Source organism: Salmonella sp. 32031103-2018-00083-FB-01-SM-01, from assembly GCF_017571995.1.
Taxonomy (GTDB): Bacteria; Pseudomonadota; Gammaproteobacteria; order Enterobacterales; family Enterobacteriaceae; genus Salmonella; species Salmonella enterica.
Genome location: NZ_JAGEQL010000003.1, coordinates 150,097 through 171,737 on the forward strand (window position 1 = coordinate 150,097; position 21,641 = coordinate 171,737).

General features: G+C 52.9%; 18 protein-coding genes, 5 tRNA genes and 2 other RNA genes. 1 reads left to right on the forward strand and 24 read right to left on the reverse strand.

Features of this window, described 5'->3' with window-relative positions; genetic code table 11:
• The first annotated feature begins 97 nt into the window (after positions 1 to 97).
• Complete coding sequence (zitB, locus tag J4614_RS10405; RefSeq protein WP_000951250.1) at positions 98 to 1,036, forward strand: CDF family zinc transporter ZitB; 939 nt, start codon at positions 98 to 100, stop codon at positions 1,034 to 1,036.
• On the opposite strand, the gene pnuC is transcribed toward zitB, so the two are convergent.
• The 24 genes from pnuC to sucA all read right to left on the reverse strand — a co-directional run bounded on the left by pnuC (position 1,033) and on the right by sucA (position 21,278).
• Entirely contained in the window at positions 1,033 to 1,752 is a 720-nt protein-coding gene (pnuC, locus tag J4614_RS10410) for a nicotinamide riboside transporter PnuC (protein WP_000345365.1), read from the reverse strand. The two genes, zitB and pnuC, sit on opposite strands and share 4 nt — an antisense overlap.
• A 24-nt stretch (positions 1,753 to 1,776) precedes the next feature.
• Positions 1,777 to 2,820 (reverse strand): quinolinate synthase NadA, encoded by a 1,044-nt coding sequence (nadA, locus tag J4614_RS10415; protein WP_138019868.1) that lies wholly within the window; start codon positions 2,818 to 2,820, stop codon positions 1,777 to 1,779.
• Between the two features lie 393 nt (positions 2,821 to 3,213).
• Positions 3,214 to 3,338: non-coding RNA, RtT sRNA (locus J4614_RS10420), on the reverse strand.
• 29 nt (positions 3,339 to 3,367) lie between these two features.
• Positions 3,368 to 3,493, reverse strand: a non-coding RNA gene (locus tag J4614_RS10425) — RtT sRNA.
• A 29-nt stretch (positions 3,494 to 3,522) separates the two neighbouring features.
• A tRNA-Lys gene (locus tag J4614_RS10430) sits at positions 3,523 to 3,598 on the reverse strand.
• A 34-nt stretch (positions 3,599 to 3,632) separates the two neighbouring features.
• A tRNA-Lys gene (locus tag J4614_RS10435) sits at positions 3,633 to 3,708 on the reverse strand.
• A 139-nt stretch (positions 3,709 to 3,847) separates the two neighbouring features.
• Positions 3,848 to 3,923, reverse strand: a tRNA-Lys gene (locus J4614_RS10440).
• 3 nt (positions 3,924 to 3,926) lie between these two features.
• A tRNA-Val gene (locus J4614_RS10445) sits at positions 3,927 to 4,002 on the reverse strand.
• Between the two features lie 137 nt (positions 4,003 to 4,139).
• Positions 4,140 to 4,215: transfer RNA gene (locus J4614_RS10450), tRNA-Lys, on the reverse strand.
• Between the two features lie 164 nt (positions 4,216 to 4,379).
• Entirely contained in the window at positions 4,380 to 5,168 is a 789-nt protein-coding gene (cpoB, locus tag J4614_RS10455) for a cell division protein CpoB (protein WP_000097547.1), read from the reverse strand.
• Between the two features lie 9 nt (positions 5,169 to 5,177).
• Entirely contained in the window at positions 5,178 to 5,702 is a 525-nt protein-coding gene (pal, locus tag J4614_RS10460) for a peptidoglycan-associated lipoprotein Pal (RefSeq protein ID WP_001176621.1), read from the reverse strand.
• A gap of 34 nt (positions 5,703 to 5,736) precedes the next feature.
• Positions 5,737 to 7,029 (reverse strand): Tol-Pal system beta propeller repeat protein TolB, encoded by a 1,293-nt coding sequence (gene tolB, locus J4614_RS10465; RefSeq protein WP_001562341.1) that lies wholly within the window; start codon positions 7,027 to 7,029, stop codon positions 5,737 to 5,739.
• Between the two features lie 123 nt (positions 7,030 to 7,152).
• Positions 7,153 to 8,331, reverse strand: a complete 1,179-nt coding sequence (tolA, locus tag J4614_RS10470) for a cell envelope integrity protein TolA (protein WP_000030589.1) — start codon at positions 8,329 to 8,331, stop codon at positions 7,153 to 7,155.
• A 64-nt stretch (positions 8,332 to 8,395) separates the two neighbouring features.
• Complete coding sequence (tolR, locus tag J4614_RS10475; protein ID WP_000124676.1) at positions 8,396 to 8,824, reverse strand: colicin uptake protein TolR; 429 nt, start codon at positions 8,822 to 8,824, stop codon at positions 8,396 to 8,398.
• A gap of 3 nt (positions 8,825 to 8,827) precedes the next feature.
• A complete protein-coding gene (tolQ, locus tag J4614_RS10480) occupies positions 8,828 to 9,520 on the reverse strand; it encodes a Tol-Pal system protein TolQ (protein WP_000131318.1) in 693 nt (230 codons plus the stop codon).
• Positions 9,517 to 9,921 (reverse strand): tol-pal system-associated acyl-CoA thioesterase, encoded by a 405-nt coding sequence (gene ybgC, locus J4614_RS10485; RefSeq protein ID WP_208293171.1) that lies wholly within the window; start codon positions 9,919 to 9,921, stop codon positions 9,517 to 9,519. The genes tolQ and ybgC overlap by 4 nt, the downstream gene beginning before the upstream one ends.
• Before the next feature lie 228 nt (positions 9,922 to 10,149).
• Entirely contained in the window at positions 10,150 to 10,431 is a 282-nt protein-coding gene (ybgE, locus tag J4614_RS10490; protein WP_000875305.1) for a cyd operon protein YbgE, read from the reverse strand.
• A 211-nt stretch (positions 10,432 to 10,642) separates the two neighbouring features.
• A complete protein-coding gene (gene cydX / locus J4614_RS10495) occupies positions 10,643 to 10,756 on the reverse strand; it encodes a cytochrome bd-I oxidase subunit CydX (RefSeq protein WP_023214132.1) in 114 nt (37 codons plus the stop codon).
• 14 nt (positions 10,757 to 10,770) lie between these two features.
• Positions 10,771 to 11,910, reverse strand: a complete 1,140-nt coding sequence (gene cydB, locus J4614_RS10500) for a cytochrome d ubiquinol oxidase subunit II (RefSeq protein ID WP_000568258.1) — start codon at positions 11,908 to 11,910, stop codon at positions 10,771 to 10,773.
• A gap of 15 nt (positions 11,911 to 11,925) precedes the next feature.
• The gene (cydA, locus tag J4614_RS10505; protein WP_000884369.1) at positions 11,926 to 13,494 is read right to left on the reverse strand and encodes a cytochrome ubiquinol oxidase subunit I; all 1,569 of its coding nucleotides are present in this window, start codon (positions 13,492 to 13,494) and stop codon (positions 11,926 to 11,928) included.
• 1,582 nt (positions 13,495 to 15,076) lie between these two features.
• Positions 15,077 to 15,946 (reverse strand): succinate--CoA ligase subunit alpha, encoded by an 870-nt coding sequence (gene sucD / locus J4614_RS10510; RefSeq protein WP_000114631.1) that lies wholly within the window; start codon positions 15,944 to 15,946, stop codon positions 15,077 to 15,079.
• A complete protein-coding gene (sucC, locus tag J4614_RS10515; RefSeq protein WP_079982515.1) occupies positions 15,946 to 17,112 on the reverse strand; it encodes an ADP-forming succinate--CoA ligase subunit beta in 1,167 nt (388 codons plus the stop codon). The genes sucD and sucC overlap by 1 nt, the downstream gene beginning before the upstream one ends.
• Positions 17,113 to 17,253: 141 nt before the next feature.
• On the reverse strand, positions 17,254 to 18,462 hold the full coding sequence (gene odhB, locus J4614_RS10520; protein ID WP_000099858.1) for a 2-oxoglutarate dehydrogenase complex dihydrolipoyllysine-residue succinyltransferase: 1,209 nt from the start codon (positions 18,460 to 18,462) through the stop codon (positions 17,254 to 17,256).
• Positions 18,463 to 18,476: 14 nt separating this feature from the next.
• On the reverse strand, positions 18,477 to 21,278 hold the full coding sequence (gene sucA / locus J4614_RS10525; protein WP_001181500.1) for a 2-oxoglutarate dehydrogenase E1 component: 2,802 nt from the start codon (positions 21,276 to 21,278) through the stop codon (positions 18,477 to 18,479).
• Positions 21,279 to 21,641 lie beyond the last annotated feature (363 nt).

Genomic DNA, 21,641 nt, shown 5'->3' on the forward strand with positions numbered 1-21,641 from the left:
CTGATAACGGGAGAGCTTTCGCTCTCCTTTTTATTTTGTCAGCGAAAAATCAGTATGATGTCTACAGTATTGATGAGAATAACAAAGGAATGACGTTATGGCGCACTCACACTCTCATGCCGATTCACACCTGCCGAAAGATAATAATGCTCGTCGCCTGCTTTTCGCCTTTATCGTCACTGCCGGATTTATGCTCCTTGAGGTGGTGGGCGGGATACTCTCCGGCTCTCTGGCGTTGTTGGCGGATGCGGGACATATGCTCACCGACGCGGCGGCCCTTCTCTTTGCGCTGCTGGCGGTTCAATTTTCCCGTCGCCCCCCGACTGTTCGCCACACTTTTGGCTGGCTAAGACTCACCACACTGGCGGCCTTTGTGAATGCCATTGCGTTGGTGGTCATTACCCTTCTCATTGTCTGGGAAGCGATAGAGCGCTTTTACACGCCACGTCCGGTGGCAGGTAATCTGATGATGGTGATTGCGGTCGCGGGTCTGCTGGCGAACCTGTTTGCATTCTGGATTCTCCATCGGGGAAGCGATGAAAAAAATCTGAACGTGCGCGCTGCCGCGCTACATGTGATGGGCGATTTGCTGGGTTCCGTCGGCGCAATAGTCGCCGCGTTGATCATTATCTGGACGGGCTGGACGCCAGCGGACCCGATTCTCTCTATTCTGGTTTCGGTACTGGTGTTACGCAGCGCCTGGCGTTTGTTAAAAGATAGCGTCAACGAATTGCTGGAAGGCGCGCCGGTTTCACTGGATATTAATGCCTTACAGCGCCATTTAAGCCGGGAAATCCCCGAAGTCCGCAACGTACACCATGTGCATGTCTGGATGGTCGGCGAAAAACCGGTCATGACATTGCACGCTCAGGTCATTCCGCCACACGACCATGATGCGCTGCTGGAACGTATCCAGGATTTCCTGATGCACGAATACCATATTGCGCACGCTACGATTCAAATGGAGTATCAAGTGTGCCACGGCCCGGACTGTCATCTGAATCAGACGCCATCCGGGCATGTTCATCACCATTAACGGGAAAGCGCGCGCGATCCTCGCTCCCGCGCGCTGTTTATCCACAGGCGGCTACCGTTCACGGCGATAAATGTCAGGATCAGATATTCCAGCGACATCGCATAGACGCCCTGCAAAGCAAAAATCACCACACTGATTACGTTGATTATCACCCACAGGAGCCAGTTTTCGACATATTTGCGTGTCATCAGAATCATCGCCGCGATAGACAGCACCATCATGCAAGAGTCCCAGAACGGGAAGGCGTCCGGTTGCAGTACGGGCATTGTCACCTGTAACCCCAGCATCTGCATAATGGCGACGGCCACGCGCGTCAGGACGGCGAATACGGGATCGATATATCGCGTCATCAAACCAATGGCTATCACACATATCGCCAGCCATGCCATTGCTTTTGGCAACGGCAGCCAGCGGATTTTAAGCTCGGCTTGATTATCCTTTGTTTGCCGCGACCACGCATACCAGCCATAAATATTGGCGGCAAAGAAAAAGAGTTGCAGCAACAGGCTGGCATAAAGCTGGATCTGAAAGAAAATAATCGCAAACAGGGTGACGTTAACCAGTCCAAAAAAGTAGTTGCTGATCTTCTCCAGACTGGCAAGCCAAATACAGAGCAGGCCGGCGATGGTCCCTACCGCTTCGATCCACGAGAGATCGTACCCGCCAGCGCCAATCGGAATATGAATCAGTATGTTGTGCGTACTAAAAAAATCCATTCTCTCCCCCAAAGATTTCCGTCTTTACGCCCGAAGTGTAGTCGCAAAATCCAGCATTCGGTTGAGGGGCAGTAATGCGCCCTCGCGTAGCGCCGCATCAACCTGTATTTCATGCGCCGCGCCTCCCTGCTCCAGCCCTTCAGCAATGGCTTTCAGGCCATTCATCGCCATCCACGGACAGTGCGCGCAGCTACGGCAGGTCGCCCCCTCGCCAGCCGTGGGCGCTTCAAGCAGCTCTTTTTCAGGCACCGCCTGCTGCATTTTGTAGAAGATGCCGCGATCGGTCGCCACGATAAGCTGTCTGTGCGGCAGCGTTTTTGCCGCCTTAATAAGCTGACTGGTGGAGCCCACCGCATCGGCCATCTCGACAATGGACTGCGGCGATTCAGGGTGAACCAGAAGAGCGGCATCGGGATAGATTTTTTTTAAACGGGTCAACGCCTGGGTTTTAAACTCGTCATGCACGATACACGCCCCTTGCCAACACAGTACATCGGCCCCGGTCTGTTTTTGCACGTAATTCCCCAGGTGTCTGTCCGGCGCCCAGATAATTTTTTCCCCCGAACTATCCAGATGCTCAATCAGTTCTACGGCGATACTGGAGGTCACAACCCAGTCCGCACGCGCTTTAACAGCAGCCGAGGTGTTAGCATAGACCACTACGGTTCTGTCAGGATGCGCATCACAAAAAGCGCTAAATTCGTCTATTGGGCAGCCTAAATCCAGCGAACATTCCGCCGCCAGGGTAGGCATAAGAATGGTTTTTTCCGGGCTGAGGATTTTGGCGGTTTCCCCCATAAACCGTACGCCCGCTACCAGTAACGTGGATGCGGCGTGCTTCGCGCCGAAACGGGCCATTTCCAGCGAGTCGGAAATACAGCCGCCGGTTTCTTCTGCCAACTGTTGAATTTCCGGATCGGTGTAGTAGTGCGCCACCATCACAGCATCCCGTTCGCTGAGGAGTCGTTTGATTTTCTCACGATAAAATTGCTTTTCATCGTCGTTCAACGGCGTTGGTTTCGGCGGGAACGGGTAGATTGCGGCTTGTGGGTCAAACATTACGCTCATCGTGGTTTCTCGTTTTACTGACTTAACGAAACAACCGAATGAAAGCGTAATAAACGCCACAATCGGTTAATTTGTTTTATATGCTAAACAAGATAGCTGATTCAATAAGGAAAGTCACAATAATTACGTAGCCCCGTATCTGATGGCGGCGTAACGTCTTATCAGGCCTACGTGAGCGGTGCCGTCTGTAGGCCTGATAAGCGCAGCGCATCAGGCAAGACCCGAACCTGCGGCAGGTTCGAATCTTCCATATTGCAGATAGCAAAAAGGCGCCTTTAGGGCGCCTTTTTACATTGGTGGGTCGTGCAGGATGACTCGGCTTCGCCTCGCCCTACGGGCCGTCGCTGACGCAACGTTATCCTTCACGCTCAACATCTGAGTTTGATGTTAAATTGGTGGGTCGTGCAGGATGACTCGCTTCGCTCGCCCTTCGGGCCGTCGCCGTAAACGGCTCCGTTGTCTCACTGCGTTCGACCCGAACCTGCGGCAGGTTCGAATCTTCATATTGCAGATAGCAAAAAGGCGCCTTTAGGGCGCCTTTTTACACTGGTGGGTCGTGCAGGATGACTCGCTTCGCTCGCCCTTCGGGCCGTCGCCGCAAGCGGCTCCGTTGTCTCACTACGTGAGACCCGAACCTGCGGCAGGTTCGAATCTTCTATATCGCAGATAGCAAAAAAGCGCCTTTAGGGCGCTTTTTTACATTGGTGGGTCGTGCAGGATTCGAACCTGCGACCAATTGATTAAAAGTCAACTGCTCTACCAACTGAGCTAACGACCCCCTGGATAAGGGTTACTGCTTCAATCATTCAGGATGGTGGGTCGTGCAGGATTCGAACCTGCGACCAATTGATTAAAAGTCAACTGCTCTACCAACTGAGCTAACGACCCATACGGGTGCTGCCTGAAAGATTTTACTCGGACCATCTAAAGATGGTGGGTCGTGCAGGATGACTCGGCTTCGCCTCGCCCTACAGGTTGCTGACGCAACGTTATCCTTCACGTTCAACATCTGAGTTTGATGTTAAATTGGTGGGTCGTGCAGGATTCGAACCTGCGACCAATTGATTAAAAGTCAACTGCTCTACCAACTGAGCTAACGACCCGAGTGGTGGGTGATGACGGGATCGAACCGCCGACCCCCTCCTTGTAAGGGAGGTGCTCTCCCAGCTGAGCTAATCACCCGATACTACGCTGGATATTACTGACTAACCGAAGTTAGTGGTGGGTTGTGCAGGATGACTCGGCTTTGCCTCGCCCTACGGCGCCGTTGCTGATGCAACGTTATCCTTCACGTTTTATTCTCGTTTCCACCGAACGATTGGTGGGTCGTGCAGGATTCGAACCTGCGACCAATTGATTAAAAGTCAACTGCTCTACCAACTGAGCTAACGACCCACTTTTACGTTGCTTTCGAGTTGTTTAATATCCCGTGGCAACGGCGGCATATATTACTGATTTCAGGTTTGAGCGCAACAAAAATTTCGACGCAGGGGGCTCAACTGCTTAGGAATCGCACGACGCGACCAGAAAAAAGGCGTTTTCTGGTCGCATGGTACGCATTACATCGCGTTAAGGCGCTTTTGCGCCTGTTTCGCGCCATCAGTGCCAGGATATTTGTTAATCACCTGCTGATAAACCGCTTTCGCTTTTGCCGTATCACCTTTGTCCTGCATGATAACGCCAACTTTGTACATCGCGTCCGCAGCCTTCGGCGACTTAGGATAGTTTTTTACTACCGAGGCGAAATAATAGGCGGCATCATCTTTTTTACCCTTGTTGTAATTCAACTGGCCCAGCCAGTAATTGGCGTTCGGCTGATAAGTAGAATCAGGGTATTTCTTGATGAAGTTCTGAAACGCCACAATCGCGTCATCCTGGCGAGACTTATCCTGCACCAGCGCAATTGCCGCATTGTAATCGGTATTCGCATCGCCACTTTGTACCGGCGCCCCTGAGGTTGCCGTACCGGCATCCGGGGCGGGGGTCGCAGCGGTTGCCGCCCCGCTCTGGTCACCAGCTGCTGGCTGCGCTGCGCCGCCATTATTTAAGCTTCCCAGCTGCAGCATAATTTGCTTCTGGCGCTCCATCACCTGATTCAGTTGATACTGATTTTCCTGGATTTGGCCGCGCAAAGAATCGATATCAGACTGATTATCGGAGAGCTGCTGCTGAAGTTGGGTTAAAAGCTGGCTGTGAGCGTTAGAGATACGCTCAAGTTGAGTGACGCGGTCTTCGACCGAGCCTGAGCCGACACTACTGATTGGCGCCTGAGCAAAAGCGGCCCAGGGGGCCGCTATGCCAACCAGTAACGACAGACTCAACAGGTGATGTCTGAAGTTACTGCTCATGCAATTCTCTTAGTAAACCAGTACAGCGCGACGGTTCTTAGCGTAAGCCGCTTCGTCGTGGCCCAGTACGGCAGGTTTCTCTTTACCGTAAGAAACGATGGAGATCTGGTCAGCGGAAACGCCTTTACCCTGCAGGTACATTTTAACGGCGTTAGCACGACGTTCGCCCAGGGAGATGTTGTACTCAGGCGTACCGCGTTCGTCCGCGTGACCTTCTACGGTGACTTTGTAAGACGGGTTGCTACGCAGGAAGTTAGCGTGCGCATCCAGCATTGCCGCGAAGTCAGAACGGATATCGTACTTGTCGAGATCGAAGTAAACGATGTTGTTCTGCTGCAGCTGCTGCATCTGCAGACGCGCTTGCTCTTCAGATGACATGTTGCCGTTGCCGTTAGCGTCCATACCAGTGCCGGCGCCGTTCAGCATGCCGCCTTCGCTACCGTCATTGCTGGCGTTCTTGTTGGAAGAACATGCCGCGATTGCCATAACAGGCAGGGCAATCATCAGGCCCTTCAGCACTTTGTTCAGTTGCATTTCTTTAATTCCTTTAGTAATCAATTAATTATTATCACAGATACGGCGACCAGGCAGGCGATTTCACCTGACCATCAGTTGCCGGAAGACGCGCTTTGAAACGCCCATCTGTAGAAACCAAATTCAGCACAGATCCCATCCCCTGAGAAGAGCTGTAGATTACCATCGTGCCGTTAGGTGCCAGACTTGGCGTTTCATCCAGGAACGTTGACGACAGAACCTGTACGCCACCCGTCACCAGATCTTGTTTGGCAATGTGCTGCTGCCCGTTATTTGAGCTTACCATTACCATAAATTTACCGTCGCTGCTGACATCCGCATCCTGGTTTTGCGAACCTTCCCAGGTAATACGCTGCGCCGCACCGCCGTTAATGTTCATTTTATACACTTGCGGACGTCCAGCCTGGTCAGAGGTAAAGGCCAGAGTCTGGCTGTCCGGGAACCAGGTCGGCTCCGTATTGTTGCTACGCCCGTCCGTTATCTGACGAATCTGGCCGGAAGCAAGATCCATAACGTACAGGTTCAGACTTCCGGTTTTCGATAACGCGAACGCCAGTTTCGTCCCATCCGGCGAGAAGGCCGGCGCGCCGTTGTGACGCGGGAAGGACGCAACCTGACGCACTGCGCCGTTTGCCAGCGTCTGGATAACCAGAGCGGAGCGACCGCTTTCAAATGTCACGTAAGCCAGTTTTGAGCCGTCCGGAGACCACGCCGGAGACATCAACGGCTGCGGAGAACGGTGCACTACGAACTGATTGTAGCCATCGTAATCCGACACACGCAGTTCATACGGGAACTGACCGCCATTAGTCTGTACCACATAGGCGATACGAGTACGGAACGCGCCCTTAATGCCCGTCAGTTTTTCAAAGACTTCGTCACTGGCAGTGTGGCCTGCATAACGCAGCCACTGCTTGTTCACTTTATAAGAGTTTTGCGCCAGTACAGTCCCCGGCGCGCCGCCAGTGTCAACCAGCTGATAAGCAACATTGTAGGAACCGTCCGGATTCGGCGTGACCTGCCCAACGACGACGGCATCAATACCCAGCGCAGACCATGCGGTAGGCTGAACTTCCTGAGCGGTGGCTGGCTGCTGCGGCAGTCGGGACCGGTCTAACGGATTAAATTTACCGCTATTGCGTAAATCTGCCGCCACGATGCCGCCGATATCTTCAGGCGCAGCGCCCGGCCCGGCCCATTTAAAAGGCACAACGCCAATCGGTCGCGCCGAGTCCACCCCCTGGGTGATCTCGATACGGACTTCTGCGTGCAGCACCGCCGCCCACAGCATCAGAAAACCAAATGCTACTCGTAATGCCTGCTTCATCATATCTCCCATACCTGGGCCTGCGACCCACGATAATTTAGCAGAATGTTAACAAACTCAAATACACAAAACCACCAGGACCAGTAACAACTCAACTGCTCCAACTTCCATAAAGAAAAGTATCTACAGTTTAAAGTCTAGTTTGGCATCCTTTATTTTCTCATAAACAGCCTGGCTTGGCGGTTTAGGAATTTTCGCGGTTTTTGCCGCCATTAACGCCGCCTGACAAAGCGCCGGATCGCCGCCCTCAGACGTAATGCTTTTTAATGAGCCATCCGGCGCCAGGCTAATATGCAAGACACATTGTTTGCCCTGATACAGGCTCGCATCATACAGGCGGCTCTGAATGGCGACCTGAATCTGTTTCGCGTAGGCGCTGATATCAGCGCCTGTCGCCCCACCGTTAGCGCCCGATGTACCGCTATCTTTCGATGGCTGGCCATTCCCTTTCGCGCCGCCGCCGGTTTTCGGCGCATTCTTACCCGAGCTGAGATCGCCAAGCAGATCGTCGACGCCTTCTGCGGCGGCCGCTTTTTCGGCAGCCGCTTTCTTCTTAGCGTCCGCCGCTGCTTTCGCCGCCGCGGCATCCGCTTTCTTCTTCGCCTCCGCCGCCGCTTTCGCCGCCTCGGCATCCGCTTTCTTCTTCGCCTCCGCCGCTGCTTTCGCCGCTTCGGCCTCCGCTTTCTTCTTCGCCTCCGCCGCTGCTTTCGCCGCTTCGGCCTCTGCTTTCTTCTTCGCGTCCGCCGCCGCTTTCGCCGCTTCGGCTTCCGCTTTCTTCTTCGCGTCCGCTGCCGCTTTTACCGCCTCGGCCTCTGCTTTCTTCTTCGCGTCCGCCGCCGCTTTCGCCGCCTCGGCCTCCGCTTTTTTCTTCGCGTCCGCCGCCGCTTTCGCCGCTTCTTCGGCCTGTTGCTGCTGCTGTTGCGCCAGTTTTGCCGCTTCTTCAGCCTGCTTTTGCTGCTCCTGAGCCGCTAAACGTTCTTTCTCAAGTTGTTTCAACCGCTCCTGTTCGGCAGCCTGCTTCTGCTGCAGCTCCTCTGCTTGCTGCTGTTGCAGCTTTTTACGCTCTTCTTCCGCGCGTCTGGCGCTGGCCTGTTGATCCTGCTGACGGTTGTACTGCTGCACAACGGCGCCAGGATCGACCATCACCGCGTCGATAGCGGAACCGCCGCCGCCGCCGGCAGAAGCCTCTATATGCTCATCAAACGAACTCCAGATCAGCACTGCAAATAAGATGATATGCAGTACGGCTGAAATAATTATCGCCCGTTTGAGCTTGTCGTTTTGTTCGGTTGCCTTTGACACTCTCGGTTCCCAAAAAACTGTTCGCCTGTTACTCGCCGTCTTTCAAGCCAACGGGACGCAGACTTCAGATTGGCTGCGTCATTAAGCCAACCGATTTTACGCCCGCGCTGTGTAACAAGTTCAGCGCTTTAATTATTTCATCGTACGGCACCTCTTTCGCGCCGCCGATTAAAAAGACTGTTTTCGGATTAGCCTGCAGATGACGCTTTACTTCTGCGATCACCTGTTCAGACGGCAGTTGATCCATTCGATCTTTATCAACCACTACGCTGTATTGCCCTACTCCGGAAACCTCAATAATGACCGGTGGATCGTCGTTACTACTGACCGCTTGCGACTGATTCGCCTCCGGCAAGTCGACTTCCACGCTCTGGGTAATGATCGGCGCGGTTGCCATAAAGATCAGCAGCAGCACCAACAGTACGTCGAGCAGCGGTACAATATTGATTTCGGACTTAAGTTCGCGACGACCTCGTCCACGCGTTCTGGCCATGGCTTACCCCTTGTTGCTTTCGCTTACGGTAAACGCCTGGCGGTGCAGAATCGCGGTGAACTCTTCCATAAAGTTGTCGTAATTCAGTTCCAGCTTGTTCACGCGCTGATTCAGTCGGTTGTAAGCCATAACCGCAGGGATGGCGGCAAACAGACCAATCGCCGTGGCAATCAATGCTTCGGCAATACCCGGCGCAACCATTTGCAGAGTCGCCTGTTTCACCGCGCCCAGGGCGATAAACGCATGCATAATCCCCCATACGGTGCCAAACAGACCGATATAAGGACTGATAGAGCCTACCGTGCCAAGAAACGGGATATGCGTTTCCAGCGTTTCCAGCTCTCGGTTCATGGAGATGCGCATCGCACGCGACGCCCCCTCTACCACGGCCTCCGGCGCATGGCTGTTGGCGCGATGGAGCCGGACAAACTCTTTGAACCCGCTATAAAAGATTTGTTCCGAGCCCGACAGACTATCGCGTCTCCCCTGGCTTTCCTGGTACAGACGCGATAGTTCGATTCCGGACCAGAATTTATCTTCAAACGCTTCCGCCTCACGCGCAGCGGCGTTCAGGATACGCGTTCGCTGGATAATGATGGCCCAGGATGCTATTGAAAAACCAATCAAAATCAACATGATAAGTTTAACCAGAAGGCTTGCCTTCAGGAACAAATCAAGGATATTCATGTCAGTCACTGCTTAAACTCCGCGACAATAGACTTAGGAAGCGCACGAGGCTTCATTTTGAGTGGATCAACGCAAACAATCAGAACCTCTGCTTCATTTAGCAGCGTGTTCTCTGCGTTGACAATGCGTTGCGTGAAAACCAAAGCGGTGCCACGCATTGACGTAATTTCTGTTTGAACTTCAAGCATATCGTCGAGCCGCGCAGGCGCATAGTATTCCAGCGTCATCTTGCGCACCACAAAGGCGACCCGCTCCGCCAGCAGCACCTGTTGGCTGAAGTGATGGTGACGCAGCATCTCCGTGCGCGCTCTTTCATAAAAAGCGACATAGCTGGCGTGATAAACCACACCGTCGGCGTCCGTGTCTTCGTAATAAACTCGAATTGGCCATCGAAACATATACTTATTCATCCCTGCAGCCTCTTTGTTGGCGTCATCCGCTTGCCGCCGTAATGCCTCAAGAATGCCGTTGTATATCGCCTTGTATTCACTTTACATCCCGGTAATGCAACAAAAGTAGAGCTTTTAAACGTTGCTACTATACGCGCGGGAATGAGGCTTGGGAATGGGGGGAAGTTAAGGGAGAGTAAAAATATATGGGCTTATGCAAGCCCCTATATTTTTAAGGAGGTTTCTTATTCACAAGAAGAAGAAAATCAGGCCGACGATAAGGACGATATCCGCAAGGAGCGGACAAAAAATCCCTTGCCAGTGTACGGATTCAGGGCGAAAACCCACGCCGTGGATTATGCCTGCGCAAACCGCCCACATCAGCAGTAATCCGTGCCAGATTTCAAGCGTGCTGGTCCTGGCGGCAAACCGTGACGGGTCCCAGAACATACATCCTGCCAGCACTATCGCCATCACGAAGGAAAGCGCCCTTAACGGGCGCTTGTCCATTACCGCATAAATATACTTCATCCTCTAAGCTGCCTCTTTGTTGGCTGCGGCTGTTAGTCGGCCCATCCCTGGGCCTCCCCCTTACAGGGCCGCTGCAAGCAGCGTTCAAATCTGTTCCTGACAGATTTGTTACCCCAGTCACTTACTAATGTAAGCTCCTGGGGATTCGCAGCCTTGCCGCCGCGATGCAACTTAAATGATTTTGTATATTGCATAGCGACAATATGAATCATTAGCTTTCTTCTTGACTGGTTTTACCCGCTTCAACGTGCTCAAGCGCCAGGGCGGTAATGATCCCGAATGCACAGGCAAGAAGCGTTCCCAGAATCCATGCGAAATACCACATTTTAAGCTCCTTACTTAGTACAGAGAGTGGGTGTTGCTTTCAATATGTTCTTTAGTGATACGACCGAACATTTTCCAGTAACACCAGCTGGTGTAGATCAGAATGATCGGTACGAACACCGCCGCAACCCAGGTCATCAGGTTCAGCGTCATCTGGCTGGATGTCGCATCCCACATGGTCAGACTGGCATTCATCATCGTGCTGGACGGCATCACAAACGGGAACATAGCGATACCCGCCGTCAGAATAATGCAGGCCAACGTCAGCGAAGAGAACAGGAATGCCCACGCGCCTTTCTCCATACGGGAAGTCAGGATAGTCAGCAGCGGCAGAACCACGCCCAGAGCCGGAACCAACCACAGGATCGGAGCATTATTAAAGTTCACCAGCCAGGCGCCAGCTTCACGCGCCACTTCTTTAGTCAGCGGGTTAGAGGCGGCATGATGGTCAATCGCGGATGTCACGACATAACCATCAATACCATACATTACCCAAACGCCCGCCAGCGCAAAGCACACTAATGTCACCAGCGCCGCAATCTGCGAGGTGGCGCGCGCGCGCAGGTGCAGTTCGCCAACGGTGCGCATTTGCAGGTAAGTCGCCCCCTGCGTGATGATCATCCCTACGCTTACGATACCCGCCAGCAGACCAAACGGGTTCAGCAACTGGAAGAAGTTACCGGTGTAGTACAGACGCAGATACTCATCTACATGGAACGGTACGCCCTGCAACAGGTTGCCAAAGGCCACGCCAATCACCAGCGGCGGCACAAAGCTACCGATGAACACGCCCCAGTCCCACATGTTGCGCCAGCGCGGGTCTTCAATCTTGGAACGGTAATCAAAACCGACCGGACGGAAGAACAAAGACGCCAGCACCAGGATCATCGCCACATAGAAACCGGAGAACGCCGCAGCGTAAACCATCGGCCAGGCAGCAAACAACGCACCGCCCGCGGTGATCAACCACACCTGGTTACCGTCCCAGTGTGGGGCGATAGAGTTAATCATAATTCGACGTTCGGTGTCGTTACGACCGAGGAAACGGGTGAGCATCCCCACCCCCATGTCGAACCCATCGGTGACAGCGAAACCAATTAGCAAAATGCCAACCAGCAGCCACCAGATAAAACGTAGTACTTCATAATCGATCATTTGACGACTCCTGTCTTAGCGTGCCGGCTGAGAAGTCACGGTGGACTGCTCAAAGTGATAGCGACCGGTTTTCAGGCTGCTTGGGCCAAGGCGTGCAAATTTGAACATCAGGAACAATTCTGCCACCAGGAACAGGGTATACAGGCCGCAAATCAGGAACATGGAGAACAGCAGATCGCCCACGGTCAGCGATGAGTTCGCCACGGCTGTCGGCAACACTTCGCCGATCGCCCACGGCTGACGACCATATTCGGCGACGAACCAACCTGCTTCAACCGCAATCCATGGAAGTGGAATACCGTACAGCGCCGCGCGCAACAGCCATTTTTTCTCACCGATGCGGTTACGAATCACGCTCCAGAAGGAAAGTGCGATGATCGCCAGCAGCAGGAAGCCGCACGCCACCATGATACGGAAAGCGAAGTACAGCGGCGCAACGCGAGGAATGGAATCTTTCGTCGCTTGCTGGATCTGCGCTTCGGTCGCGTCAGTCACATTAGGCGTATAGCGTTTCAGCAGCAGGCCGTAACCGAGATCTTTCTTCATGCTGTTAAACTGGTCGCGAACGGCCTGGTCGGTAGAACCGGCGCGCAGCTGCTCCAGCAGTTCATAGGCTTTCATCCCGTTACGGATACGCTCTTCATGCTGAACCATGAGATCTTTCAGGCCAATAACCGGCGTGTCCACGGAACGCGTAGCGATAATGCCGAGCGCATAAGGGATCTGAATCGCCAGATGGTTTTCCTGTTTGTCCTGGTCAGGAATACCGAACAGGGTAAAGGAGGCCGGAGCAGGTTGCGTTTCCCATTCGGCTTCAATCGCAGCGAGCTTGGTTTTCTGCACGTCGCCCATTTCGTAACCGGATTCGTCGCCGAGTACGATAACGGACAGTACGGCAGCCATACCGAAGCTGGCGGCAATAGCAAAGGAGCGTTTAGCAAAGGCGAAGTCACGACCTTTCAGCATGTAGTAAGCGCTGATACCGAGGATGAACATCGCGCCGGTGACATAGCCGGACGCCACAGTGTGAACAAATTTCACCTGTGCTACCGGGTTCAGCACCAGTTCAGAGAAGCTCACCATTTCCATACGCATGGTTTCGAAATTGAAATCCGCAGCGATTGGGTTTTGCATCCAGCCGTTCGCTACCAGAATCCACAACGCGGAGAGGTTGGACCCCAGAGCCACCAGCCAGGTGACGCACATATGCTGAACTTTACTCAGACGATCCCAGCCGAAGAAGAACAGACCTACAAAGGTGGATTCGAGGAAGAAGGCCATCAAACCTTCGATGGCCAGCGGCGCACCGAAGATGTCCCCAACATAGTGGGAGTAGTACGACCAGTTTGTCCCGAACTGGAACTCCATGGTCAAACCGGTAGCCACACCCAGAGCAAAGTTGATACCAAACAACTTGCCCCAGAACTTGGTCATATCTTTATAAATCTGTTTGCCGGAAAGGACGTATACCGTTTCCATAATGGCCAGCAGGAACGCCATACCGAGCGTTAGCGGCACAAACAGGAAGTGGTACATCGCGGTCAAGGCAAACTGTAAGCGCGACAGTTCGACTATATCTAACATCATGACTCCTTGCTCATCGCATGAAGACTCCGAGAGTGAACCCCGTTAGAAAGGGTCACACGCATGCCCCAATACAAATTTATTTGCGGCCTTCCATCGTACTATCCCCTCGGGAAGGAAACAGTAATGATGAAAGGTTACAAACATGTTAATAAAAAACCCAAATTGATCCCGCAAATATATTACGCCGTAAAACCCTTACAATAAACAGGTTTTTAGTGGGTCAGATTTGCTTTTTTCGACAGCGATCAATTTATGGCTAATCTATCGCTTTTCAGGGAATTTGATCACGGACAATTTAACCAGTTTTTATGCTCTTTTCCAACATTTAAATATTGATTAAAATCAATTTTTGAAGTTAATGTTAATAATGTTTATTCATTGAATGCATGGTGAATTTTTTGTTAACTTTTTGTTTTTGCAAAGAGTAATTTCAAACTCCCTGTAAAAAGAGGCTTATTCGGTAAGGCTAAACATTTTGTGCGTTTTTTACTGCCCCGCATCCCGTAAAAAACATTGCACATTGATGTTCAATTATTGCTAAATAGCTCACAGATTTTTTCTGTAGGTTATCAACACTTATTATTTTATACATTTAATCTATTTTTATTTTACTTATAATTAACACCGCAAAGAAACTATCTCATTGCACACGCGCCATCATCCCACCGGGATTACCCTGCCCCAACTTCCCTTTCCCGACGACTAACGGCCAGGATCATCTTGCCAGGTTATCGCCTTAATTATCGCTAATAAGCTTTCCAGATAGCCAGAAACAAACATTTTATTCGCTAATTTTTCTTTATTTCAATAACACCGTATTTACCTCTCTATAATTATTATAGCGAAGATTCTGTTATCACCTTCACAGATTCACCCTCAATTTCTACGTCACTCATAGTGATAATTCTGTTTATTCGCAGCCATAAATACCCTTTAAACATGATTGATCACGAACGAATAGTGTCAATAAGTTCTTAATAATTTTTAAAGTTAACCTCTTTTAACCAGCAAAAGTTCATATAATTTATTAAACGATATCTTTAATACTTCAGGGAAATAATGCCGGTACTCTTATGATTAAAATAGCTGTTTTATTCTGCCATTAAACAAGCAGCCTGTGTAAGCGCGATACATCTGAGGAGACATGTAGTTCGCACTCAGGCAAACATGCGCGGCCATAGAGTCAAGCGTCAATTTACTATAGAGGTTAGCGTCAACATAGTGTAATGCTGCAATGCATTTTTTTCATGGAGAAAAGCGCATAATCCGTCTCCGATGAGGTCGGCAGGTCTTTGACTAAGACAGCATCTGTATTTGCTGCAAAAGAGTTAACCAGCAAACTGAGTAAATTTACTGCCGCTGCCAGACGGTTATTATCAATTATTTTTAGACTCCACCATGTTTTTTTAATGAGGCATCATTTTCCTATAGTTCAATATTTACAAAGCCAATAATTTTATATCCCGGATGCTTCCCCCGTACTTTGCCACAAACAATAAAGCCATAAAAAAGGCCACCGTAAAGGTGGCCAACCATGTCGAAAACGGACATTTATCTGTTCCCGCAGGAACAGCGAGTTTTATTTTATAATTGCTTTCAGCGCTTCGCCGATATCGGCCAGACTGCGAACGGTTTTCACGCCTGCGGCTTCCAGCGCGGCGAATTTTTCATCCGCAGTGCCTTTACCACCGGCAATGATGGCGCCCGCGTGGCCCATACGCTTGCCTTTCGGCGCGGTAACACCCGCGATATAGCCAACAACCGGCTTGGTCACGTGATCTTTAATGTAAGCAGCCGCTTCTTCTTCTGCGCTACCGCCGATCTCGCCGATCATCACGATCGCTTCGGTCTGCGGATCTTCCTGGAACAGCTTCAGGATGTCGATGAAGTTAGAGCCCGGAATCGGGTCGCCGCCGATACCCACGCAGGTGGACTGGCCGAAACCGTAGTCGGTGGTCTGCTTAACCGCTTCGTAGGTCAGCGTGCCGGAACGGGAAACGATACCCACTTTACCCGGCTTATGAATGTGACCCGGCATGATGCCGATTTTGCATTCGCCCGGGGTGATCACACCTGGGCAGTTCGGGCCGATCATGCGTACGCCTGCTTCGTCCAGCTTCACTTTCACGGTCAGCATATCCAGCGTCGGAATACCTTCGGTGATGGTGATAATCAGTTTGATGCCTGCGTCGATCGCTTCCAGAATGGAGTCTTTGCAGAACGGCGCCGGGACGTAGATAACGGATGCGGTCGCACCGGTAGCTTCTACTGCTTCGCGCACGGTGTTGAACACCGGCAGACCCAGATGCGTGGTGCCGCCTTTGCCCGGCGTTACGCCGCCGACCATTTGCGTACCGTAAGCAATCGCCTGTTCGGAGTGGAAAGTCCCCTGGCTACCGGTGAAGCCCTGGCAGATAACCTTGGTATCTTTATTAATTAAAACGGACATTATTTCCCCTCCACTGCGGCAACAACCTGCTGAGCTGCATCCGTCAGACTTTTCGCTGCAATAATATTCAGGCCACTGTCAGCCAGTTTCTTCGCGCCGAGTTCGGCGTTGTTGCCTTCCAGACGCACCACCACCGGAACGTTCACGCCCACTTCTTCCACCGCGCCGATGATACCGTCGGCAATCAGGTCACAACGGACGATACCGCCGAAGATGTTAACCAGAACCGCTTTCACGTTGTCATCCGAGAGGATGATTTTAAACGCTTCGGTGACGCGCTCTTTGGTTGCGCCGCCGCCCACGTCAAGGAAGTTAGCCGGTTCGCCGCCATGCAGCTTAACGATGTCCATAGTGCCCATCGCCAGGCCTGCGCCGTTAACCATGCAGCCGATGTTACCGTCCAGCGCAACGTAGTTCAGTTCCCACTGCGCCGCCTGAGCTTCACGCAGGTCTTCCTGAGACTGGTCGCGCATTTCGCGCAGATCCGGCTGGCGGAACAGCGCGTTGCCGTCAGCGCCCAGTTTGCCGTCGAGACAAATCAGGTCGCCCTGCTTAGTGATCACCAGCGGGTTGATTTCGATTAGCGCCAGGTCGCGCTCAAGGAAAATGGTTGCCAGGCCCATAAAGATTTTGGTGAACTGCTGCACCAGTTTACCTTCCAGACCCAGTTTGAACGCCAGTTCACGCCCCTGATACGGCATCGGGCCGGTCAGCGGATCGAGCGCGACTTTATGGATCAGATGCGGGGTTTCCTCCGCGACTTTTTCGATCTCTACGCCGCCTTCGGTAGACGCCATAAAGACCACGCGACGAGAACTACGGTCAACTACCGCGCCGAGGTACAGTTCTTTGCCGATGTCGGTCGCCGCTTCAACCAGAATCTGGTTTACCGGTTGGCCATTAGCGTCTGTTTGATAGGTCACCAGACGTTTGCCCAGCCAGTTTTCCGCAAAGGCGCGAATCTCTTCCTTGCTTTTTACTACCTTCACACCGCCCGCTTTGCCGCGGCCGCCAGCGTGAACCTGACATTTCACTACCCACGGGCCGGCGCCGATTTTAGACGCGGCTTCTTCGGCTTCACGCGGAGTAGTACAGGCATAACCCACCGGCGCCGGTAAGCCATAGCGGGCAAAAAGTTGTTTTGCCTGATATTCATGTAAGTTCATGTGTTCTGTCCATCCTTCAGGTAATCGTTATCTTTAGACCTGTAGGCCTGAAAGCTGCGCGCCATCAGGCATTACACCATCGCCGGATGGCGGCGTGAACGCCTTGTCCGGCCTACAGGTAGCAGGTGATGCTCTTGCTGACTACACGTCCAACAGCAGACGGGTCGGATCTTCCAGCAACTCTTTGATGGTGACCAGGAAGCCCACGGATTCGCGACCATCGATCAGGCGATGATCGTAAGAGAGCGCCAGGTACATCATCGGCAGGATTTCTACCTTGCCATCCACCGCCATCGGCCTGTCTTTAATAGCATGCATTCCCAGAATCGCGCTCTGCGGCGGGTTGATGATCGGGGTAGACATCAGCGAACCGAATACGCCGCCGTTGGTAATGGTAAAGTTACCACCGGTCAGGTCCTCTACGGTCAGCTTGCCGTCGCGGCCTTTGACAGCCAGTTCTTTAATTTTTTTCTCGATGTCAGCCATGCCCAGCGTATCCACGTCACGCAGGACCGGCGTGACCAGGCCACGCGGCGTAGACACCGCCATGCTCACATCAAAGTAGTTGTGATACACCACGTCATCGCCGTCGATAGAGGCGTTCACTTCCGGATAACGCTTCAGCGCTTCCACTACCGCTTTCACGTAGAAGGACATAAAGCCCAGGCGGATACCATGACGTTTTTCAAACACTTCGCCATACTGCTTACGCAAATCCATAATCGGCTTCATGTTGACTTCATTGAAGGTCGTCAGCATGGCGGTGGAATTTTTCGCTTCCAGCAGACGCTCGGCCACGCGCTTACGCAGGCGGGTCATTGGCACGCGTTTTTCGCCGCGCGCGCCCAGAGCGGGTTGTGCTGCAGGTTCAACAGCGGGTGCTTTAGACTCACCTTTCGCCAGATGTTTTTCCACATCTTCACGGGTCAGACGCCCACCCACACCAGTGCCTTTAATGGCGCTGGCTTCCAGATTGTGTTCAGCCAGCAGGCGACGGATCGCCGGGCTGAGCGCATCGTTGTTTTGTTCTTCCAGCGACGCCTGCTGGCGCTGTGCCGGCGTAGACGCTTTCTCTTCAGATTTCGCGCTGGTCTCTTTACCCGCGCTGTTGCCTTCACGCAGGCGACCCAGGATCTGGCGAGAGGTGACAGTCGTCCCCTCCTCTTCCAGAACCGCATCCAGAATGCCGTCCGCTGATGCCGGTACTTCCAGTACCACTTTGTCAGTTTCGATTTCTACCAGCACTTCGTCACGAACAACCGCATCGCCCGGTTTTTTATGCCAGGTGGCGACGGTCGCGTCCGCTACGGACTCAGGCAGGTCGGGAACAAGAATATCTACGCTACTCATTATTTATCCTTTATTTAATCGACGTTCAGCGCGTCATTAACCAGATCTTGTTGCTGTTTCTGGTGAACGGACATATACCCTACCGCCGGAGAGGCGGAGGCCGGGCGACCTGCATAACGCAGAGCGGCCCCAAACGGAATCACTTCACGGAAATGATGCTGACTGCAGTACCATGCGCCCTGGTTGAGCGGCTCTTCCTGGCACCAGACAAAATCATGGACGTGAGCGTATGGTTGCAGCGCTTCCTGCACCGCTTTATGCGGGAACGGATAGAGCTGTTCGATGCGCACGATAGCGACATCTTTCTGGTCGTTTTTGCGCCGTTGTTCCAGCAGGTCGTAATAAACCTTACCAGAACACATTACCACGCGTTTTACGGCTTTAGGGTCCAGCTCGTCAATTTCGCCAATGGCCGGCTGGAAGGAACCGTTCGCCAGTTCATCAAGCGTGGAAACCGCCAGCGGGTGACGCAGCAGCGATTTCGGCGACATCACCACCAGCGGACGACGCATCCCGCGCAGCGCCTGACGGCGCAGCATATGGTAGACCTGCGCCGGGGTGGACGGCACGCAAACCTGCATATTCTGCTCGGCGCAAAGTTGCAGATAACGTTCCAGACGCGCGGAGGAGTGCTCCGGCCCCTGCCCTTCATAGCCATGCGGCAACAGCATCACCAGACCGCACATCCGGCCCCATTTCTGCTCGCCGGAGGAGATGAACTGGTCAATCACTACCTGCGCGCCGTTGGCAAAATCGCCAAACTGCGCTTCCCAGATAGTCAGGGTACGTGGTTCCGCCGTGGCATAACCGTATTCAAAAGCCAGTACCGCTTCTTCAGACAGCACGGAGTCCCAGACTTTAAACTGTCCCTGACCGCTGTGAATATGCTGCAACGGCGTATACGTTGAGCCGTTCGTCTGGTTGTGGATCACCGCATGACGATGGAAGAAGGTGCCGCGACCGGAGTCTTCCCCGGACAGGCGCACCGGAATGCCTTCATCGACCAGCGTGGCGTAAGCCAGATTTTCCGCGCCGCCCCAGTCAAACAATTTCTCGCCTGCCGCCATTGCCTGACGGTCGCCATAAATTTTCGCCACGCGAGACTGCATTTCAATGGCTTCCGGCACGGTGCTGATACGTTTTGCCAGCTCCTGCAGGCGCTTCATTTCTACCTTGTTCGGGTATGCTTCATCCCATTCGTGGTTTAGATACGGCGACCAGGTGAACGAGTGCATATTCATCGGACGCCACTCTTTCACCACGCATTCGCCTGCATCCAGCGCATCGCGATAGAGGTTGACCATTTCGGTGGCATCTTCCAGCGTTGCGACCTTATCAGCTTCCAGTTTGTCGGCATAGATTTTACGCGGCGTCGGATGCTTTTTGATTTTCTGGTACATCAGCGGCTGGGTTGCGCTTGGCTCGTCGGCTTCGTTGTGGCCGTGACGGCGGTAGCACACCAGATCGATGAACACATCGCGTTTAAAGGTATTACGGAAGTCCAGCGCCAGACGGGTCACAAAAGCGACGGCTTCCGGATCGTCCGCATTGACGTGGAAAATCGGCGCCTGGACCATTTTACCGATATCGGTGCAGTAAGGCGTTGAACGCGCATCCAGTGGGTTAGAGGTGGTGAAACCCACCTGGTTGTTGATAACGATACGTACCGTACCGCCCACTTCGTAACCGCGCGCTTTCGACATGTTCAGGGTTTCCTGAACCACGCCCTGGCCGGTCACCGCGGCGTCGCCGTGAATAGTGATCGGCAACACTTTGTTGCTGCTCGGTTCGTCCAGTCTGTCCAGACGGGCGCGCACGGAGCCCATCACCACCGGGCTCACAATTTCCAGATGCGATGGGTTAAACGCCAGCGCCAGGTGAACCAGACCGCCTTCGGTTTCGATATCTGACGAGAAGCCCATGTGATACTTCACGTCGCCGGTACCCAGATGTTCTTTATGCTTACCGGCAAATTCGTCGAACAGATCCTGCGGTTTTTTACCCAGTACGTTGATCAGCACGTTCAGGCGACCGCGGTGCGCCATCCCCAGCACCACTTCGCGAGTGCCGCTGTTACCCGCATGGCGAACCATCTCTTTCAGCATGGGTATCAGCGCATCTCCCCCCTCGAGCGAGAAACGTTTCGCACCCGGGAATTTGGCACCCAGATAACGTTCCAGCCCTTCAGCGGCGGTCAGCTCGTTCAGGAAGCGTTTTTTCTCGTCAGCGCTAAAGGCCGCGCGACCGGATTCGATGCGCTGTTGGATCCAGCGTTTCTCTTCGGTGCTGGTGATGTGCATATACTCAGCGCCAATCGGGCCGCAGTAGGTCTGTTTGAGCGCGTCGAGCAGCTCGCCCAGCTTCATCGTCTCTTTGCCGCTGGCAAAGGAGCCGACATTGAAGGTTTCCTGGAAATCGGCCTCGGTCAAATCATGGAAAGAAGGATCCAGATCCGCCACGCGTTCTTGTTTCCACAGTCCCAGCGGATCGAGGTTTGCATGCTGATGGCCACGGAAACGATAAGCGTTGATAAGCTGCAGGACTTTAACCTGCTTCACATTGGTGTCAGGGTCGGAAATCGTAGAAGAGTGACGTGAGCCAGCCAACGCCTGCCGCCGGAAATATTCACGTGTTTTTGAATGGAGTTGATCCGGTTTGACTCCGGTACCAGGTAACTGCTGGAACGTCAAACGCCAGTTAGCGTCTACCGAGTCAGGATCGGTTAAGAAGTCTTCATAGAGCTGTTCTATCCAGCTCTGATTCGAACCAGAGAGGTAAGAAGAGTCCAACCAGGCTTTCAAAGCGCTGTTCTGCATCGTGATCCCTTAAGCATCTTTTCTGCTTATTTAATACTCTAAATAGGTCACGTTTCAGGAAGGCGGCAAGCTTGCGAATCCCTGGGAGCTTACATCCAGTAAGTGACCGGGGTGAGCAAGTGCAGCCAACGCACATGCAACGTGATCTATGACGAGTATTTCGCCGTGGATACTAACCACGCATACGCTGTATGCGTGCCGGGGTTCACTTGTTGCGGACTGTCGTGTCATCTGCGTCCGCTAAGGAACCTTTAAAAACTGTCTAATAATCTTCGCTGTTCAGGCTACGACTGCGTTGCGGCCTTCGCTCACTCCGGTCACATAGTTAACTATGCTCCCGAAGATTCGTTCAGACCGCGCCTT

Excerpts from the sequence above, each read along its gene's own strand:
- zitB (WP_000951250.1), top strand. The coding sequence starts at position 98 with ATGGCGCACTCACACTCTCATGCCGATTCACACCTGCCGAAAGATAAT.
- pnuC (WP_000345365.1), bottom strand. The coding sequence starts at position 1,752 with ATGGATTTTTTTAGTACGCACAACATACTGATTCATATTCCGATTGGC.
- nadA (WP_138019868.1), bottom strand. The coding sequence starts at position 2,820 with ATGAGCGTAATGTTTGACCCACAAGCCGCAATCTACCCGTTCCCGCCG.
- cpoB (WP_000097547.1), bottom strand. The coding sequence starts at position 5,168 with ATGAGCAGTAACTTCAGACATCACCTGTTGAGTCTGTCGTTACTGGTT.
- pal (WP_001176621.1), bottom strand. The coding sequence starts at position 5,702 with ATGCAACTGAACAAAGTGCTGAAGGGCCTGATGATTGCCCTGCCTGTT.
- tolB (WP_001562341.1), bottom strand. The coding sequence starts at position 7,029 with ATGAAGCAGGCATTACGAGTAGCATTTGGTTTTCTGATGCTGTGGGCG.
- tolR (WP_000124676.1), bottom strand. The coding sequence starts at position 8,824 with ATGGCCAGAACGCGTGGACGAGGTCGTCGCGAACTTAAGTCCGAAATC.
- ybgC (WP_208293171.1), bottom strand. The coding sequence starts at position 9,921 with ATGAATAAGTATATGTTTCGATGGCCAATTCGAGTTTATTACGAAGAC.
- ybgE (WP_000875305.1), bottom strand. The coding sequence starts at position 10,431 with ATGAAGTATATTTATGCGGTAATGGACAAGCGCCCGTTAAGGGCGCTT.
- cydX (WP_023214132.1), bottom strand. The coding sequence starts at position 10,756 with ATGTGGTATTTCGCATGGATTCTGGGAACGCTTCTTGCCTGTGCATTC.
- cydB (WP_000568258.1), bottom strand. The coding sequence starts at position 11,910 with ATGATCGATTATGAAGTACTACGTTTTATCTGGTGGCTGCTGGTTGGC.
- cydA (WP_000884369.1), bottom strand. The coding sequence starts at position 13,494 with ATGTTAGATATAGTCGAACTGTCGCGCTTACAGTTTGCCTTGACCGCG.
- sucD (WP_000114631.1), bottom strand. The coding sequence starts at position 15,946 with ATGTCCGTTTTAATTAATAAAGATACCAAGGTTATCTGCCAGGGCTTC.
- sucC (WP_079982515.1), bottom strand. The coding sequence starts at position 17,112 with ATGAACTTACATGAATATCAGGCAAAACAACTTTTTGCCCGCTATGGC.
- odhB (WP_000099858.1), bottom strand. The coding sequence starts at position 18,462 with ATGAGTAGCGTAGATATTCTTGTTCCCGACCTGCCTGAGTCCGTAGCG.
- sucA (WP_001181500.1), bottom strand. The coding sequence starts at position 21,278 with ATGCAGAACAGCGCTTTGAAAGCCTGGTTGGACTCTTCTTACCTCTCT.